We start from the raw sequence: 17,191 nt of genomic DNA, 5'->3' as shown, positions 1-17,191 counted from the left end.
CGCAGTGTGCTGGGGGCCACCATATACCCGCGTGTGTGGCTAGGATAGGCAGCATGCATAATCCTCACAGTGGAGACGGCTGGGCGGCAGGTCCTGGCGGCATTCGGGTCTGGGGAAAATTCGGTGCCGCTGGCCTCTTTCTTGTTGCCGGGCGCAAGGTGCTTCTCCAACACCGTGCCGCGTGGACCAATCACGGCGATACATGGGGGATTCCGGGTGGCGCCCGTGATTTTACGGAGACGCCGACCCAGGCCGCGTTGCGCGAAACTCAGGAAGAATGCGCGATTGCGCCCCACGATGTAGAGGTACTCGATGCGCAAGTCACGGCCGGGCCTTATCCCGCAGCGGGGGATCTACCGGGGGAGTGGACCTATACCACCGTGCTCGCGCGCACGCGCACCGGTGTTCCGCTTCCTACTACAGCTAATGAAGAGTCCTATGAGCTGCGCTGGGTGCCTTTCGACGAGGTGGAGACCCTCCCATTATTGGCTGCCTTTCGTCGCTCCTTTCCCACCCTGCGGGAGAGTATGGAGGCATTGAACAGGTAAAGTTGCCAGATTTATGGCACTCTAGTGCCATGATCGAAGTAGAAGGACTGACTAAACAATATAAGTCTGTCCGCGCCGTTGATGATCTCACCTTTCAGGTAAAACCCGGCATGGTCACCGGGTTCCTAGGCCCCAATGGCGCGGGCAAATCCACCACCATGCGCATGATCCTCGGCTTGGATGCTCCTACGGCCGGCAAGGCGCGCATTAACGGCAAGCACTACCACGAGCTCAAGCAGCCCCTGCGTGAGGTGGGTGCCTTGCTCGATGCCAAGGCAGTGCACCGCAACCGCAGCGCCGCTAATCACCTGAAATGGATCGCACAGTCCAATGGCATTTCTACTTCCCGCGTTGACGAGGTCTTGGGGCTGGTAGGGCTTTCCGACGTCGCCGGTAAGAAAGTCGGCGGCTTCTCCCTCGGCATGGGCCAGCGCTTGGGCCTCGCCGGCGCACTGCTCGGTGACCCGGGCATCCTCATTTTGGACGAGCCGGTCAACGGCCTTGACCCGGAGGGCATTCGCTGGGTCCGCCAGCTGGTACGTGCCCTAGCCAAAGAGGGCCGCACCATTTTGATTTCTTCCCACCTGCTGTCGGAGATGTCCCAAACCGCAGATCACCTCGTGGTCATTGGTAAGGGCCGCTTGGTAGCGGACCAGCCCACCTATGACTTTGTGAAGGACCACTCGGAGTCCTCCGTGCTGGTGCGCTCCGATCACCTCGATGCCTTTGGCTCTGCTCTGCGCGCCGAGGGAATCTCCTTTACCGAGTCCACCGACGAGGAAGGCCGCCCCCGCTTGGTGATTGCCAACCAGACCACGGATTTCGTGGGCCAGCTGGCGTACTCCACCGGTGTGCCGCTTAATGAGCTAAGCCTCAAGAGCGCCTCCCTAGAGGATGCTTTCATGGAGCTTACTGGCGACGCCGTCCAGTACCACGGCTCCACCGGCGCCCCCACTCCCGGAACCGCTGGCGCCGCCACTCCGTTCGCTCGACCCACCCAGCAGGAGGTTTAAGTCGCCATGCTGAATACCTTGAAGTCCGAATGGACCAAGCTGCACACCACCCGCTCCTTCTGGTGGACTACCTTCATCTTCCTCTTCTTTGTCTGGGGTTGGGCCATCTTGAATGCTCGCCTTACCCAACCGGCGGAAACCCCCGAGGATGTAGAGTTGGGCATGGGGATTATTACCCCAGATGGCGCAGTGACTTTCCTTTTTTCCCTTGGCCTGCCTGTACTCATGATCCAAGCCATCATGATTGTCACCACTGAGTACCGCTTTGGTACGCAGACCATCACTTTCATGGCCACCCCACGCCGCTGGTCGGTCGCTGTGGTCAAGTTGCTCATGTACGCGGTTATCGCCGCAGCATTGACCTTTGTGGCCGTGGTGGGTGCCTACCTACTCACCGAGTTTTTTGCTCACGATGAGGTAGCCGCGCAATTCCAGCCTTGGGACGATGAGATGGGGCAGAAGCAGCTGTGGAAGTATCCTCTAGCCGCCGCGCTGCTCGTCCTTTTCTCCCAAGGTCTCGGACTGTTATTGCGCTCGACGGCTGGCTCCGTGGCCATTGGTCTCATCCTCTTCCTCGGCGTGGATAATCTTGTGGCTGCCCTTCCCAAGTTTGGTAGCAAGCTGGTCAACTTTATGCCGTTCAAGTCTTTCCAGTCTTGGCTGTGGGAGATAGATCCGGTTGATGCTCCCTGGAAAGATAACTGGGTATTTTGCCTGGTATTTATTGCCTGGGCTCTCCTTTTGTGGGTCCTCGGCGTCATCGTCCTGCAAAAGCGCGACGCCTAAACACCTCCAACGCTTAAGCCCCCATTGCTTAGGCGCTTCACCGCCTCGGCCGGCAGCTCATTCGCTGCTCACCGGGGCGGTGTCTTGTTTCCGGACCGTTTTCGCTGCAGCCGCGGTGGTCCGTGTTCGCTCTACTGCAGCGCGGAGGTAAGTCGCATGACATTATCCACGTAGCGGCGGATAAAGCCGCGCTCATTCCATTCCTCCAAAGTTAGCTCGTGACACACGGCGCGGTAATTGGCTACGAGCTGGTTGAACTGGTCAATGAGGTCTCCCTTGGCCACCAGCATGGTGGACTCATAGTTCAGACCAAAGGAACGCGGGTCCATATTGGAGGAGCCGAACATACACAGCGGATCGCGGCCGGGATCGTCCGGGTCGGTAATAATGAACTTGGAGTGAAGCACAAAGGGATAGGGGAATTGGTAGATGTGTACGCCGGCCTCTAGCAGGGCCTGATAGTAGGAGGACTGGGCATGGTTGACCATAAATTGGTCCGCCTTTGCCGATACATAAAGCTCCACATCCACGCCGCGGTAGCAAGCGGTGGTCACGGCCTCTAGCAGGGACTCATCCGGGACAAAGTAGGGCGAGCACAAAACTAGCCGGTCCTTGGCGTGGTGAACCAGGGAGTTGAACATGCGCAGGTTTGGCTCAGTGGTATAACCAGGTCCGGAGGGGATGATTTGGAGGTGATTGGCGTCGGCAGTCTGGGCGTCGTCATAAGGCAGCTCATCGAGGGGAAGGTTCTCGTCTGCCTCTAGGTACCAATCCACGGCGAAGACCGCGGACATGGAAGTCACAATCGGCCCGGAGAGCTCTACCATGTAGTCGATCCAGTAGCGGTCCTTGGTTTTGTACTGGCGCTTAATCATATTCAGCGAGCCGATAAAGCCCACCTTGCCATCGATGATCACCAGCTTGCGGTGGTTGCGCAGGTCCGGACGCCGGAAACGGCCCTTGTGTATCTGAATGGGCAGCATGAGATGCCAGTCCACGCCTATCTCTGTCAGCTGCTTGCCCAGCTTGAAATAGCCCTTGTACTTAAAACTGCCGATCTGATCCAGCAGTAGCCGCACCTTCACGCCGCGGGCGGTAGCCCTGCGCAGTGACTCGAAGAAGACGTCCGTGACCTCGTCCCAGGACTGGATGTAGATCTCGATGGACACGTACTTCTTGGCGCGGTCAATGGCGGCGGCGATAGCGCGAATGGATTCGTCATAATCCGCGTGCAGACCCAGGTTGTGGCCCACCAACGCTGGGAATCCGGTCAGCTCGCGGTTGAGCCGGATGACCGACTCAGTTTCTGCCGAAAGTATGCCCTGTGGGTGGTCAGGGGTGTGGGCCGTGACGTTTTCAATCTTCTCATTTGCTTGCTGCTGGATGCGGTGGCGGCGCCGGTTGATATACGGCGAGCCCATAAGCAAAAACAGCGGCAGACCGATAAACGGCAGCACCAAAATAGCCAGCAGCCACGCGGTGGAACTGGACGGGCGGCGGCCTTCGGGCACGAAGCCGACGGCAATAATCTTGATGCCGTAATCCAGGATTAGGAATAAAAGCTGCCAGAAGCTGAGATCAAGCGACCAAGACATTTATCGCACGGAATCGAAATCGGGCAGATTGAAATCTGCGAGAAGCGGGCAGTGATCGGAAGCTTTATCGCCGGCGCGCTCAACCAGGTCTACCTGTGCGCCGGTTACGTGTTGGGCAAGTGGGGCGGAAGCCAACTGGAAATCGATGCGCATGCCTTCGTTCTTTTGGAAGCGCATGCCCTTGTAATCGAAGTAGGTATAGCGTTGGTCCTCCGTGAACCGGCGGGTGACCTCCTCGAGCCCGGACTCTTCCAGCATCTGGAATGCGGCGCGCTCTGGCTCGGTGACATGCGTCTTGCCGCGGAAGGCTTCGATGTCCCATACGTCTTCATCGCGCGGAGCAATATTGAAATCACCGGTCAAGAGAAGTTTAGACTGCGCATTATTTTCCGCATAGTGCGCCAGGTGATAGAGAAAGTCCAGCTTGTAGTCATAGTGGCGGTCCGTGATCTCGCGGCCGTTGGGCACGTAGAGGGACCACATTTCTACGCCACGGATTCGGGCCCCTAGCGCTCGTGCTTCACGGTCTTGTGGCTTATCTGGATCTTTGGCAAAGCCGGGTTGTCCCGGGAAACCTACAAAGACCTCCTCGGGCGCGTCTGTGGACACGATGGCCACGCCGTTCCACTGGTTGAGCCCGTGGCACGTGACGTGCAGACCCGCTTCCTCGAAGGGCTCGCGTGGAAACTTATCGTCTTTTACCTTAGTTTCCTGCAGGCACAAAACGTCGATATCGTGCTTGGAGATAAGGTCCAGCGCCCGCTGTGTGCGGGTACGAACGGAGTTAATATTCCACGTGGCGATGCGCATGCCACATACAGTACCTGCCCGCTGCAGCGAGGTCAGTGGGCAGTCCCATAAGGCTCACCACCCAGCCCGAAAGGGTGCTGCGCGGGGCCTAGCCCCGCAGGCGGGCGTAGACGCGGCGGTGTTGCTCGATGAAGCCGAGCTTCTCAGCCAGCCGCACTCCTGCGGTATTGGAAGCCGGAACGGTGAGGTAGGCATGCTCCGCGCCATTATCGCGGCCCCAGCGCAGCAGGTGCTGGCCTAGCAGGGTGCCGAATCCGCGGCGGCGGGAGTTCGCAGCTACCTCCACATTAGAAAGGCCCAGCCACGCGGTGCCATCGCCGGATTCGCTAATGGCACCGCGGGCAATGGCGACGGTTACGCCTTCGAGCGCTAGGCGGCCAAAGCCAAGTATGCCCTCGATGGGGGCGCTCAGGTGCTTCAGTGCCTGAGGCGAAAGGGTTCCGCTGCGGGAGTGATACATCTCCAGCCACTGGTCATCGGGGTGGTCTTCGACATGGAAGGTGGGGGAAGCAGAGGGGGCTTCGGCAAGCGCGGGCAGATCGCGCAAGACCATAGCGAGCGTTTCTGGTTCGGTTTCCGAGGCGGCGTCGGCAAGCAGGCGCTCGGCGGGTTTGCCAATGCGCTCTGGAACCAATAGGCGCACCGGCAGGTCGCGGCGGGCGAAGAAGTCCTTAATCTCTTCCATCGGCACCGGGGTAAAGCCGGCCGAAGGGCCCAAAGGCACGGCCGAATTGGAGCTGCCGGTAGCCCCGTCGCCGGCGCGCAGGAGCCAAGAACCATCGCTAGTCCAGGCGTGCTCCCCGCCGGGGAAAGCCGCGGCCGCCGCAACCTCCACGGCGCGGATATCGGAATTGCGGACCATGCGCGGGGAGAGCCGCTTGATGATTTTCAGCTGTTCCGGCGGGATCTCTACCGCATCCAGGTCAGAGGGGAAACCACCGACCTCCTGCGGGCGGATAACCAGCGGATTGAGGCTCAGCACGTGCCCGATGACGTCGCTATGCACGCCGCCGAAATCGCGCCGGGCCACCACGCGCTCGCCCACCTGGACGGCATCGGAGCGGAAAATACGTGACATTAGTCGTCGTGGCCGAAGGGATCGGCGTCCTCGCCCGGTACCCAGGAATAACCCGGCTCGGTCCACCCATTGCGTTTGATGGCCTTTTTGGCCTGGCGCTTATAGCGGCCGATGAGGGTATCGGTGTACAGGAAGCCATCGAGGTGGCCGGTCTCGTGCTGCAGGCAGCGGGCGAAGAAGCCATAGCCTTCGACGGAGATGTCGTTGCCGTTTTCGTCCTTGCCGGTCACGCGCGCCCAGTCGGCGCGGCCGGTGGGAAAGCCTTCGCCTGGAACGGAGAGGCAGCCTTCGTCATCGGAGCCGTCGTCGGCCGGCATGGTCTCCGGAATTTCGGAGGTCTCCAACACGGGGTTAATAACGCAGCCCTTGCGCATGCCTGCCTTTTCGGACGGCAGCTCGGTGCCATTGGGCCCGTCCGTATCGGGGCAGTGGTAGACAAAGAGGCGCTTGCCAATTCCTACCTGGTTTGCGGCTAGGCCCACGCCATGGGCGGCATCCATGGTTTCATACATGTCCGCGATGAGTTGCTGCATTTCCGGGGTGGAAATTTCGGATTCTTCCACCGGTTGGGTGGGATTGTGAAGCACGGGCTCGCCGTGGATAACGATGGGGCGAATAGTCATGCCTTACAGTTTAGGCATGGACCCCTTGTCTGACCTAGACACCGCCATTTTGGACTTTGAAGAAAACGCGCCGCGCAGCATCGGCCGCAAGGAAGAGGCCATCCGCGCGCAACTGGATATCTCCCCGGTGCGCTACCATCAGCGCCTTAACCTGCTTCTCGACGCCCCCGCGGCCGCCCAATCCCATCCCCTCCTAGTCGCCCGGCTGCGCCGCCTGCGCGAGGAGAGAGAAAACACGCGGCGCGCCGCGCGGGGAAATACCCCTTCTAGTTAATTCTGGGTACTAGTGTTGCGTATGTGACTAATGTGAATCCGGAAAATTCGACCGACAAGGTACCCGACGAAACCCGCGCCGGCTCCGCTGCCGGTGCGTCCGCTTCCCGTGCCGCTAAGCGCCCCGCTGGTGGCGGCGCGCACGCTAAAAAGGGCGGACTCCCGCTGCGCGGCCTGGCGATGGTCCTCATCGCGGTGGCCGTCATGCTCGGCCTCTGGGCTTTGTACTCCATAACCTCGGGCGACGATGATTCCACCGTGGCCTCCGAGAACAAGCAAGAAAACTCCACCGGTTCCACCATTGGTGCCGCACCCGAAGGCTCCGCTGGTCCCGATGCCGCAGGTTCCCGTGCCCCCGGTGCCCCAGGCGCTTCCGAGGGCGCAAGCGCTCCTTCCCCTGCACCGGCGCCAGGAAAGGGCGATGCCCCACGTGATTCGGCTGCTTCCGGTGCTGCCGACGAGGCTGCTGCGCCTCAGGGCAATGACGCTGCAGGAGAGGAAAACGCCCACTCCGCCGCGCGCGACCGCAAAGATATTAAGGTCAGCGTCCTCAATAACTCCGGTGAGGTAGACAAAGCCAAGAAGGAAGCCGATTCCCTCAAAGGCGGCGGCTTCAAGGTGGGCTACGTGGGCAACCTGCCTGGCGATGTCCTTACCGTCCCGAAGACCACCGTCTTCTACCCGGAAGGCGATACCTCTGCTGAAGCACTGGCCAAAGAGGTAGCCGCTCGCTATCAGGCCGATATCGCGCCCATGAATCGCGACCTGCCTAAGGAAGCAACCGATGACGGCGCCGTCGTTGTCGCCCTAGCGGTGCCGCAGGCCTAAGCTAGCTGCGTACCTGACTTAAAGTTCAAGGCCATCCGGCCACAAAGAAACTTTATTGTTCTGTGGCCGGATGCCCTTGGACTTTTATGATCTGAGATATTGCCTACCCGCACGGCCGCCGCTGAGAATGGGTTAAATAAAATTCACGTCTTAATACCTGTCAGCCGTTAAGCTGAATGGGTGAAGATCCCGGCAGAACAATTCGCCCGCTCTCCCGAACCAACGCTAGGTGTGGAATGGGAGGTAGCGCTCGTGGACCGCGAAACGCGCGACCTCGTCCCGCGCGGTGCGGAACTTATCGATCTGGCCAATGCGACCTATCCCGATATCCATCTGGAAAAGGAATTTCTCCAAAATACGGTGGAGCTAGTTACAGGCATTTGCCACACCGTTCCGGAAGCAATCGCTGACCTGAAAAATTCCCTGAACGCGGTGGAAGAAGCCGCCGATAAGCTGGGGGTAGATGTTTGGGCATCCGGTGGGCACCCATTTACGGATTTCCGCGAGAATCCGCTTTCGGATAAACCCAGCTATCAAGAAATCATCGCGCGCACCCAGTACTGGGGCAAGCAGATGTTGCTTTGGGGCACGCACGTGCACGTGGGCATTAGCCACGAGGACCGCGTGTGGCCCATCATCAATGCGCTAATGACCAAGTACCCCCACTTGCTGGCCTTATCAGCGTGCTCGCCGGGGTGGGAGGGCCTGGATACCGGCTATGCTTCCAACCGCACCATGCTCTACCAGCAGCTGCCTACCGCAGGCATGCCATATCAATTCCGCGATTGGGCCGAGTGGCAGTCCTATATGCGCGACCAAGCGATTTCCGGCGTTATCAACCACACCGGCTCCATGCACTTTGATATTCGGCCGGCCGCCAAGTGGGGCACGGTGGAGGTGCGCGTGAGCGATGCGACGTCGAATCTGCGCGAGCTTTCCGCCATCGTTGCGCTTACTCACTGCTTGGTGGTCTACTACGACCGGCTTATCGACGCCGCGGAACCCCTTCCCACCCTGCAGCCCTGGCACGTGGCAGAAAATAAGTGGCGCGGCGCCCGCTACGGCATGGATGCGCTGGTAATTACCTCCCGCGAGACCGATGAAGCCTGGGTCAAAGACGAGCTAGCGCAGATGGTGGAAGAACTCGCCCCCATCGCCCGCGAGCTGGGATGCTTTAATGAGCTGCAGCTTATCCACGAAATTATTGATGGCGGCGCCGGCTATGAGCGGCAGCGCCGCTTGTTCAAAGAAACTGGCAGCTGGCGCGAGGTGGTTGAGGAGACCTGCCGCGAGCTGCGCACCTTCCGCCCGCTCTAAAGCGGGAGGGCAGGGGGCCGGTAGCCGCCTCGGGCTTAGTCCTCGGAGCGCGAGTGGCGCCCATAAGCCGGGGTATCGGGGATATCGGTGATGTCCTGGGACGCGGGGAAAGCGCGCGTTTCGGGACCCACCGCGGGCATTTCTGCCGTTTCATCGCTGATAGTGCGCGCTGCCCGTGAATGACCACCACGGGTCGTAGACTCGGTGTTCACTGAATGCGCCGGATGGGCCGCGGTCGTGGTGGCAGCAGGTTGCGCGGCAGCGGGCTGCTGGGGGCTACCAGGGGCGGTCGTTTCCTTGGCCGGTTGGGTGCCAGGGATAAATCCCCACACCGCGTAGAAGGCGATATAGATAACGCCGGCGCCGGTAAAGGCCAACATGCCCCAGGGCTGCAGATCCCAGTGGTTGAGCGAGCGGCTAGCAGCAGACAACCACACGGCTGCGGAAATGAACGGCATGGTTACCGCACACATGGCCAGCACGGATACGAAACCAGCGAACTGTGCGCCGAGGAAACCGTGCAAGCGCCTGCCCAGCGCCTGGTTAACGGAAACCAGTACGACGACGGCCAAAGGCACCGTCCATACCCAGTGGTGATACCAGGAGAAGGGGGAGACCAAGCAGGAACTGATACCGGCGAGCGCAAGCGCGGCCGAGTTATTACGGTGCTTCATCGCGGTACGCAGCGCCAAGCAGGTCAGAATAAAGACCACGACCACGGCGGCAAGCCATACCCAGCCGCCGTCGATGCCCCATGCGCGGACCATCACGGAGCGGATGGACTGCGCACCTGGGTTAGTGTGCTCGCCCACGCGGGAGGATTTAAAGATGGCATCGGTCCAGAATTCGGCGGCATCCGGGATGGTTACAAAGCCAATGGCAACGGTTACCGCGAACGTCAAGATGGCGATAATCGCCTGCCACCAGCGTTTTTGGAAGAGCAGAACCAGTCCCATATAAGCGGGGGTAAGTTTCATACCCGCAGCCAAACCGATGCCGATGCCCGGCAGGGCCCGCTTGCGCGGGAGGAGGTCCAAGGCAACCAGCAACATCAAAAAGATGTTGATCTGGCCAAAGAATAGGGTGCCGTGCACCGGTTCATTTGCCGGGGTGCAGCACAAAAGCAAGATGCCCAATAACCACATTGCCGGGGAGAGCTTGAGCCCGCGCTCGCGCAGAACCAGCATGATGACCGTAAACAGGGCAAGGGCGGTGCCGCCTTGCCAAAGGAGGATCAAAGGGTCGTCGGCAAGCGAGGAAAGCCACGTGAAAAGAGTGCCGGAAAAGGGCGGATAGGTAAAAGGCAGGTCACCAATATAGGCGTTATCGTACAAGTTTGCGCCCTGCGCTACCTCACCACCGGCGAGCCAATAAATCTTCAGATCTAGCGGAACGCGCCACACAAAGGCGCTATTGCCATCGTAGATGCTGAAGCGATAGACAATGACGCCGATGAGGGCGGCGAGCAAAGTCACCACAGTGGGAAGCCCATAAAGCTTTTTCACGGTGAAAAGCGTCTCCTACTTGCGGCGCAGCGACTTCGCGGCGGGGCGGTCGTTGCGGGACATGGTTTCCTCGGTGCCGTATAGGCCCTCACGGCGTGCAATACGTGAGGTGCGCTGCGCGGTTACCGGGCTAGTGAACATGGCAAACAGTACCAGCAAAATGAGCATTCCTAAATCCCCCCGCTCGGCCACGCTGAAGGATTCCGCGCCCGTGAGGCGGATGATCGCGCCCAGGATGGTGAGGATAAGACCGGTGGTCTGCGGCTTGCTCACCGCGTGTACGCGCGACATTGTGTCTTTGAATCGAGCGATACCGATGGCTGCGGCCAAGGTGAGGAGGCTGCCGCTAATAATGAGGATGAGCGAGAGTACATCAGCGATAAAGGACCAGCTCATTGGTTATCCCTCTTCCTAAACCTTGTAACCGACACGGTAGAGATAAAACCCAAGAGCGCAATGACCAGCATGGCCGAGGCCACCGTGGTGTTGAGCGACCAGCACATGTAGGTAGCAAGCGCGCACTGGAACATCGCGGTAAAGCCATCCATACCCACCAAACGGTCCAGCGAATTAGGCCCGGTGATAATGCGCCAGACGGTAATGAGGAAGGAGACGACCAGCAGCGCGGCGGCCACCAGCAAAATCGCATTGTAGATCTGAGGATCCATTAGGGGTGGCTCCTTTCAAAGATTTCGATGAATGAGACCTCCATACGGGCCACGGCATTGATCTCGCGCTGGATTTGCTCCTCATCGTGGGCATCTAAGATGTGGACGGTGAGCATGCGGTTAGCAATATCAATATCGGTTACCGTGCCACCCGGTTGCAGGTTGTACAGCGTCACCGCCAAAGAGATGGCAAACTCATTATCCAAGCGCATGGGCAGCTCCAAGATGGCGGTCTTGGGCACCGGCTGCGGGCGCACGGCCAGCCATCCCACCTTGAGCGAGGCGTAGAACAACTCCCAGAACCAGCGGAGCATAAAAGCAATGAGCTTGCCCCAGGAGACGTCGATGCCGGTAATCGGCATGGCCGGCAGCGGTAGGGCAAAGACAATAACGACGCCGATGATAAGTCCCGCCACCAAGTTTCCCACGGTGACCTCGCCCATCAGCATGCACCACATGATGATGAGCCAGACGATGAACCACGGACGGAAGCGGTGGTGCAGGCCGGAAAAGCGCGAGTTAGTCATCGCTAATATCCTTCCTCTTGGCGGCGTCCGGGGACTTTACGGTGGTGGAATGCGCATCGCGTCCACCGGCTTCTGGATCGGTGCGGGAATCCAGGCCCGGCGAGGCCGGGGGCTCCGCCTCAGGAGAGTGGCTGCGCCTATTTTCATAGGAATCAGCGCCGCCGGTGTAGCGCTCCTTCTGGTTGAGGTGGCGGGTGGGATCATCCGCGCGGTCGCCCAGCACGGCGTACTGGTAGATGGACGTATCCTGCGCGGATTCGGCCGCGCGCGAGGTTACACCGGAAATCGGTCCGGCCAGGAAAGTAATGGACGTAGACGCGGCCACCAGCAGGGTCGTAGAGGCGATCATGCCAAAGGGCACCCTGCCCACATCCTGGCGGGAGGAAAATTCCACCTCATCGGTGATATCGGAAAGCGGGGCCGGGCGGGCGAGCGCCACGTTGCCTTCAGGGGCATCGGCGCGGTCGCGTTGAAAGCCCTTAGCCCACACCAGCATCATCACGTAGAGGGTAAGCAGGGAGGTAGCCACGGCTCCAACGATAAGTACCCAGGCCATCCAGGATCCTTCATTCGCACCGGCTTGCAGCAAAATGACCTTGCCCAGGAAACCGGAGAACGGCGGGATGCCGCCCAGGTTGATGGCGGGGATGAAATACAAGATTCCGATGAGCGGGGCGGAATACATCAGCGAGCCCAAACGGCGCAGCGAAGATGTTCCGGCTTGGCGCTCAACCAGTCCGACCACCAGAAATAGCGCAGTCTGGACCAGAATGTGGTGTACGGCGTAGAAGATGGCGCCAGAAAGCCCCTGCGCGGTACCCAAAGAGACGCCGAAGATCATATAACCAATGTGGCTGACCAGGGTAAAAGACAAAAGGCGCTTAATATCGGATTGCGCGATGGCGCCCAAAATACCCACCAGCATCGTGGCGAGGGCTACCCACATGAGCACGGTATCGAGCCCACCCGCAGTAAAGACGGAGGTGCGGGCGCGGATGATGGCGTAGACACCCACCTTGGTCAGCAGGCCGGCAAAGACGGCCGTAACCAGCGAAGGTGCCGTGGGATAGGAGTCCGGCAGCCAGGCATCCAGCGGGACCACGGCGGCCTTAATGCCAAAGGCGACGAGCAACGTGGCAAAGATAGCGGTGCGAGTTCCTTCCGGAATGTCCTGCATGCGCTGGCCAATCTGTGCCATGTTCATCGTGCCCACGGAGGAATACACATACCCCAACGCGAGCAAGAAGATCATGGATGAGGCCATCGACACCATCACGTAGCCCACGCCGGCGCGCACTCGACCAGCCGAGGCCCCCAAGGTCAACAGCACATAGGACGCCACGAGGAAGACCTCGAAGCCCACGTAGAGGTTGAAGAGATCGCCAGCCAAAAAGGAGATATTAACGCCCATGGTCAGCAGCATGTAGGTGGGCAAGAAGACGGCCACCGGCTCGTCCTTGGTGCCGTCGCGAACGCCCTGAGAAATGGCGTACCAAATGACAGAAAACAGCACCACGGAGGACGTAAAGAGCATGACCGCAGAGAGGCGATCCGCCACGAGCGTGATACCCACCGGGGCGTCCCAGCCTCCTACCTGCAGGGTTTGGATGCCTTCAAAATCTGCGATGAGGATGAGTACGGCATTGACCACGGCGGTAATGAGCAGTGAGAAAAATACGATCTGGCGCTGCACATTGGGAATGCGGCAAAAGATCAAGGCGAGGGCCGCGGCCACTGCCGGGATGATAATGGGCAGCGGAATGAGGTAGCCGATGTAGGGAAAGAGGGCATCGACAAGCGGCTGTACGGTCTCACTCATCGCGGGCCCCCTTTACTGGTTCCTCGAAGGATGCAGGGCCGAAGTTATCGCCTTGCTTGGTGGCGCGGCCGGTAGCCGGATCATTGGACGCATCTTGGTCCGGGCTGGCGGCCGCATTGCCGGGGCGCGCGGCCTTGGCGGCAATAGCGGTATCTTCCGCGTCATCTTCAATGACATCATCCGTGCGGTAGCGGTACTGGCGGTAGGCCAGGGTAAGGATGAAGGCCGTCAGCGCCATGGAAATGACGATGGCAGTCAGAATCATTGCTTGTGCCAGCGGATCTGCAATCTCGGTGCCGAAAGGTTCCGAGTCGCGGCCATCGATAGGCGGAGAACCGGCCGAACCGCCGGACTGCAGCAGGAAGAGGTTTGCGCCATTGCCCAAAAGCAGCAGTCCAAGCAGCATTTTGGTCATGGCGCGGTCCAGGAGCAGGTAGACGCCCGCGGCTACGAGCACACCGGCGGCCAAGAGGAGGAAGAGGTTGGCTTCCATTTATTTCTCCTTCCCTGTGGTGGCGGTTGTGCTTGCTGTAGCGGCTTGTTTCTTTTCCTTGCGTTGGGCCCGTTGCGCTTTTTGCTTGGCGGTGCGTTGGCGCTGCTGCCGGGCCAGCGAGCGGGCGCGATCGCGGGCACGTTGCTTACGCATATCCTCTTCTTCATCCAGCTTGGCGCCCAAGGAATTTAGGATGTAGAGCGTGAGCCCCACGACGATGAGGTAGACACCTGCGTCAAAGACCAACGCTGAAGGTAGCGAAACCTTGCCGATGAGCGGAATCTCCGGTGAGGTGTATCCGCTGGTAAGCGGCGGGTGACCAAAGAACATCGGGGTCACCGTGGCTAGTGCGGACAGCAAGAGACCGGTGCCCATGGTGCGGCCGGCGTCAATAGGCAGGGTTTCTTCCAGCTCCGCGCGCCCACCAGCCAGGTAACGCAGGATGAGTGCTAGCGCTGCCACGAGGCCGCCGGCAAAGCCACCGCCAGGAGCATTGTGGCCGGAGAAGAAGAAATAGAAGGACAGTGCGACCATGGACGGGAAGAGCACGCGGGTGGAGACATCGATCATCAGCGAGCGGTTGAGTGCTTGCTCAGATTCCACCCCGGCGGCCAGCCACCGCCGGCCGGTAACCCGCAGGGTGGGGCGGCGGCTTTCACGGCCGAAAGATTGGGTGCGATAAATCAGCGAGACCACGCCCAGTGCGGCAATGATAATCACCGTGATTTCGCCAAAGGTATCCCAGGCGCGCAGGTCCACCAGCAAGACGTTGACAGTATTGGCACCGTGTCCAATCTCTTTGGCCAGATCCGGCATGAACTCGGAGATGGGCTTGGACTGACGCGCGTTAATAGCAAACATCGCTACTACGGTGACGGTAAGACCCGTGCCCACGGAAAGCCAGGCACGCAGGCGGCCCATCTTGGGGTCCTGCTTCCATTCGGTGGAGGCCGGCATGCGGCGCAGAACCAGCATGAAAAGAACCATCACGATGGTCTCGGTCAACAGCTGCGTCAGCGCCAAGTCCGGCGCACCGTGCAGAGCGAAGATGAAGGCGAGCGTATAGCCAGTCACCCCGACGATGATGACGGCTGATAAACGATTATCGGTGACCGTGGCAGCCACGGCGGCCACCATGATGATGAAGGCGGCGACGATCTGCCAAGGATTTTCCGCCACTATCATGCGGATATCAGTGAGATCGCCTTTGATGATCATAGCCAGTGGCAGCAGCATCAACGTGGCAAAGATAACCGTCAAGTTCAGCTGCAGGGAGCCGCGCTGCGTGGTTGCCGTCGTGCGCAGCGAGAGCTGGCGCAAAAGAGCGATGACCGAATCGTAGGCGTCATCCGCATTGCCCAGTGCGGGGTAGGAGAATTGCCACTTGACCAGGACCTGGCGTTGCCAGTGCATAATAATACCGGCCACAATAATGAGTGCGGAGAGGCCCAGCGCCACCGTCAAGCCATGCCACAGGGCTAGCTCGCTATGCTCCTCCGGGCCGAAGGTGGAATTGAGGTGTTGGTCAAAGGCTGCCGAAAGCGGCTTGGGGAATACACCAAGTACCACTGTCAGGACGGTAAGTAAGACAGGGGAGAGCCATAGCCCCAGGTTGACCGGATGCATCTTGGCGACGGCCTCTGCCAGCTCCGTTCCATTGACCTCCTTCTTGGTGGCAAAGGCACCCCACAAAAAGCGCAGCGTATAGGCCATCGTGAGGATAGAACCGAGGACATAGGCCACAAGCATCATATTGCGCGGCATGCCGGCCAAGAGCTCTTCGTGCATGGTGGCTTCCAGCACGGCCTCTTTAGCCACGAAGCCAAACAGTGGTGGGACGCCGGCCATGGAGAACCCGGAAATGATCGCAATACCGAAAAGGAAGGGCTCCTTGCGCCCCAAGCCGGATAGCTTGGTGATATCCCTCGTGCCCGAGCAGTGATCGATAGCTCCGACGACCATAAAAAGCGCCGCCTTAAATAGCGAGTGCGCAAAGGTCAGCGCGAGGCCGGCCTGCATGGCTTCCCGCGAGCCTACGGCCATGATGGAGGTGATAAAACCCAACTGGGAGACGGTGCCATAGGCCAAAATCAGCTTCAGGTCGCGCTGTTTGAGCGCCATCCAGCCACCGAGCAGCATGGTAAATACGCCTAAGGAGATAACCACCACGTGCCAGGTTGCCACCTCATACATCGAGGGCGCCAAGCGCCCGACGAGGTAGATGCCGGCCTTAACCATCGCGGCGGAGTGGAGATAAGCGGAGACCGGAGTCGGCGCCGCCATCGCGCCGGGGAGCCAAAAGTGTGCCGGTACGATTGCGGACTTTGTCAGCGCGCCCGCCAAGATGAGCACGATGGCCACCGTGACATAGGGTGTTTGCGCAAAGTTCTCATAGGCGGAGATATCACTAAAGGTCCACGCCCCAGTTTGCCGCCCGAGCAAGATAAAGCCCATGAGCATGGTTAGCCCGCCCAGCGCGGTGACCATCAGCGCCTGCTGGGCCGCGCGGCGGGAGGAGGCTCGTTCCGCATAGTAGCTAACCAAGAGATAAGACAGCAGGGAGGTAATCTCCCAGAACACGTACATCAGCAGGAAATTATCCGCGGCCACTAGACCAAACATGGCGGTGGCGAAGCCCACCATTTGCGCCGCGAACATGGCCAAGCGGCGTCGCGTGCCGTCGAAATAGCCCCAGCAGTAGATCAATACCAGCGCGCCCATGCCCAAGATGATGAGGCTAAACAGCGCGCCTAGTCTGTCTAAGCGGAGGTCAAAACTTAGGTTCGCGGAGGGCATCCATTCCACGGTATGCTCAACCGCGCCACCGTCTGCGAAGGTGCCGCGCAGAAAGTGCATGAGCGTCCACACAAAGCCTGCGCCGGGGACTAGGGCCAAAATTCCAAATGCCGGGCGACCCAATCGCATGATGAGCAGCGGTGCCACCACGGTGGCGGCGATGAGAGTACCCAGGAGTATTAGCACGTTGGTTACTGCGCTCCTTTTGGTTGTATCGCGTTCTCTTGCCCCGCTGCCGCGAACACCACGAGCATCACAACTACTGAGAGACGAGAACATTCACGAGCCGCACGCCGCTGAGTACGCCGCGGGGGCATAGTGCAAGCAACATGGCCGAGCGCGGGGCCAACTTTTTGCCACTTTACCGGCTTTTCTACGGCTTTGAAAGAACTATTTTTGGCGCTGTATTATATGCTGCTGTTTTGCGGCATAAAGAAACCCCGCTCCGTGGGGAGCGGGGTACGCCGCAGTGCCGCGGCAATAGCCAGGACCCAGGCTGGGCCAGGGGCGCA

At 59.8% G+C, this 17,191-nt stretch carries 17 protein-coding genes; 6 read left to right on the top strand and 11 right to left on the bottom strand.

Going from position 1 to position 17,191, the window contains the following annotated elements; genetic code table 11:
- Positions 1-53: 53 nt before the first annotated feature.
- The 3 genes from ACP8J1_RS10545 to ACP8J1_RS10535 are packed head-to-tail and all read left to right on the top strand — an operon-like array spanning position 54 to position 2,347.
- Positions 54-548 carry an NUDIX domain-containing protein gene (locus ACP8J1_RS10545; protein ID WP_023019974.1) on the top strand — a complete coding sequence of 165 codons (495 nt, stop codon included), beginning with the start codon at positions 54-56 and terminating at the stop codon, positions 546-548.
- A gap of 29 nt (positions 549-577) precedes the next feature.
- Complete coding sequence (locus tag ACP8J1_RS10540; protein ID WP_023019973.1) at positions 578-1,561, top strand: ABC transporter ATP-binding protein; 984 nt, start codon at positions 578-580, stop codon at positions 1,559-1,561.
- Positions 1,562-1,567: 6 nt separating this feature from the next.
- On the top strand, positions 1,568-2,347 hold the full coding sequence (locus tag ACP8J1_RS10535) for an ABC transporter permease subunit (protein ID WP_023019972.1): 780 nt from the start codon (positions 1,568-1,570) through the stop codon (positions 2,345-2,347).
- Positions 2,348-2,478: 131 nt separating this feature from the next.
- On the opposite strand, the gene cls is transcribed toward ACP8J1_RS10535, so the two are convergent.
- The 4 genes from cls to ACP8J1_RS10515 all read right to left on the bottom strand — a co-directional run bounded on the left by cls (position 2,479) and on the right by ACP8J1_RS10515 (position 6,453).
- Positions 2,479-3,942 carry a cardiolipin synthase gene (gene cls / locus ACP8J1_RS10530; RefSeq protein ID WP_023019971.1) on the bottom strand — a complete coding sequence of 488 codons (1,464 nt, stop codon included), beginning with the start codon at positions 3,940-3,942 and terminating at the stop codon, positions 2,479-2,481.
- A complete protein-coding gene (locus ACP8J1_RS10525) occupies positions 3,943-4,752 on the bottom strand; it encodes an exodeoxyribonuclease III (protein ID WP_023019970.1) in 810 nt (269 codons plus the stop codon).
- A gap of 88 nt (positions 4,753-4,840) precedes the next feature.
- Entirely contained in the window at positions 4,841-5,830 is a 990-nt protein-coding gene (locus ACP8J1_RS10520; protein WP_486696679.1) for an N-acetylglutamate synthase, CG3035 family, read from the bottom strand.
- Positions 5,830-6,453: a peptide deformylase gene (locus ACP8J1_RS10515; RefSeq protein ID WP_023019968.1), complete on the bottom strand. Its 624-nt coding sequence runs from the start codon at positions 6,451-6,453 to the stop codon at positions 5,830-5,832. Before ACP8J1_RS10515 ends, ACP8J1_RS10520 begins: the two co-directional genes overlap by 1 nt.
- Between ACP8J1_RS10515 and ACP8J1_RS10510 the strand changes: the two genes are divergently transcribed.
- The 3 genes from ACP8J1_RS10510 (at position 6,452) to ACP8J1_RS10500 (ending at position 8,871) form a co-directional block, all read left to right on the top strand.
- A complete protein-coding gene (locus ACP8J1_RS10510; RefSeq protein WP_084278930.1) occupies positions 6,452-6,727 on the top strand; it encodes a DUF3263 domain-containing protein in 276 nt (91 codons plus the stop codon). The two genes, ACP8J1_RS10515 and ACP8J1_RS10510, sit on opposite strands and share 2 nt — an antisense overlap.
- Before the next feature lie 23 nt (positions 6,728-6,750).
- On the top strand, positions 6,751-7,554 hold the full coding sequence (locus ACP8J1_RS10505; protein ID WP_023019966.1) for a LytR C-terminal domain-containing protein: 804 nt from the start codon (positions 6,751-6,753) through the stop codon (positions 7,552-7,554).
- Between the two features lie 180 nt (positions 7,555-7,734).
- The gene (locus tag ACP8J1_RS10500; protein ID WP_023019965.1) at positions 7,735-8,871 is read left to right on the top strand and encodes a glutamate--cysteine ligase; all 1,137 of its coding nucleotides are present in this window, start codon (positions 7,735-7,737) and stop codon (positions 8,869-8,871) included.
- Positions 8,872-8,906: 35 nt separating this feature from the next.
- On the opposite strand, the gene ACP8J1_RS10495 is transcribed toward ACP8J1_RS10500, so the two are convergent.
- The 7 genes from ACP8J1_RS10495 to ACP8J1_RS10465 are packed head-to-tail and all read right to left on the bottom strand — an operon-like array spanning position 8,907 to position 16,865.
- The gene (locus ACP8J1_RS10495; RefSeq protein ID WP_023019964.1) at positions 8,907-10,376 is read right to left on the bottom strand and encodes a glycosyltransferase 87 family protein; all 1,470 of its coding nucleotides are present in this window, start codon (positions 10,374-10,376) and stop codon (positions 8,907-8,909) included.
- 15 nt (positions 10,377-10,391) lie between these two features.
- On the bottom strand, positions 10,392-10,772 hold the full coding sequence (locus ACP8J1_RS10490) for a monovalent cation/H(+) antiporter subunit G (RefSeq protein ID WP_023019963.1): 381 nt from the start codon (positions 10,770-10,772) through the stop codon (positions 10,392-10,394).
- Positions 10,769-11,044 carry a monovalent cation/H+ antiporter complex subunit F gene (locus ACP8J1_RS10485; RefSeq protein WP_023019962.1) on the bottom strand — a complete coding sequence of 92 codons (276 nt, stop codon included), beginning with the start codon at positions 11,042-11,044 and terminating at the stop codon, positions 10,769-10,771. The genes ACP8J1_RS10490 and ACP8J1_RS10485 overlap by 4 nt, the downstream gene beginning before the upstream one ends.
- Complete coding sequence (locus tag ACP8J1_RS10480; protein WP_023019961.1) at positions 11,044-11,571, bottom strand: Na+/H+ antiporter subunit E; 528 nt, start codon at positions 11,569-11,571, stop codon at positions 11,044-11,046. The genes ACP8J1_RS10485 and ACP8J1_RS10480 overlap by 1 nt, the downstream gene beginning before the upstream one ends.
- On the bottom strand, positions 11,564-13,390 hold the full coding sequence (locus ACP8J1_RS10475) for a Na+/H+ antiporter subunit D (RefSeq protein WP_023019960.1): 1,827 nt from the start codon (positions 13,388-13,390) through the stop codon (positions 11,564-11,566). The genes ACP8J1_RS10480 and ACP8J1_RS10475 overlap by 8 nt, the downstream gene beginning before the upstream one ends.
- Complete coding sequence (locus tag ACP8J1_RS10470) at positions 13,383-13,883, bottom strand: Na(+)/H(+) antiporter subunit C (protein ID WP_023019959.1); 501 nt, start codon at positions 13,881-13,883, stop codon at positions 13,383-13,385. Before ACP8J1_RS10470 ends, ACP8J1_RS10475 begins: the two co-directional genes overlap by 8 nt.
- Positions 13,884-16,865, bottom strand: a complete 2,982-nt coding sequence (locus tag ACP8J1_RS10465) for a Na+/H+ antiporter subunit A (protein ID WP_486696673.1) — start codon at positions 16,863-16,865, stop codon at positions 13,884-13,886. It abuts the gene before it with no gap.
- Positions 16,866-17,191: the final 326 nt, after the last annotated feature.

Source organism: Corynebacterium sp. LaCa_205 (assembly GCF_057458085.1).
The sequence above is the reverse complement of the archived record's forward strand: the minus strand, read 5'-3'. Positions and strand labels throughout refer to the sequence as shown.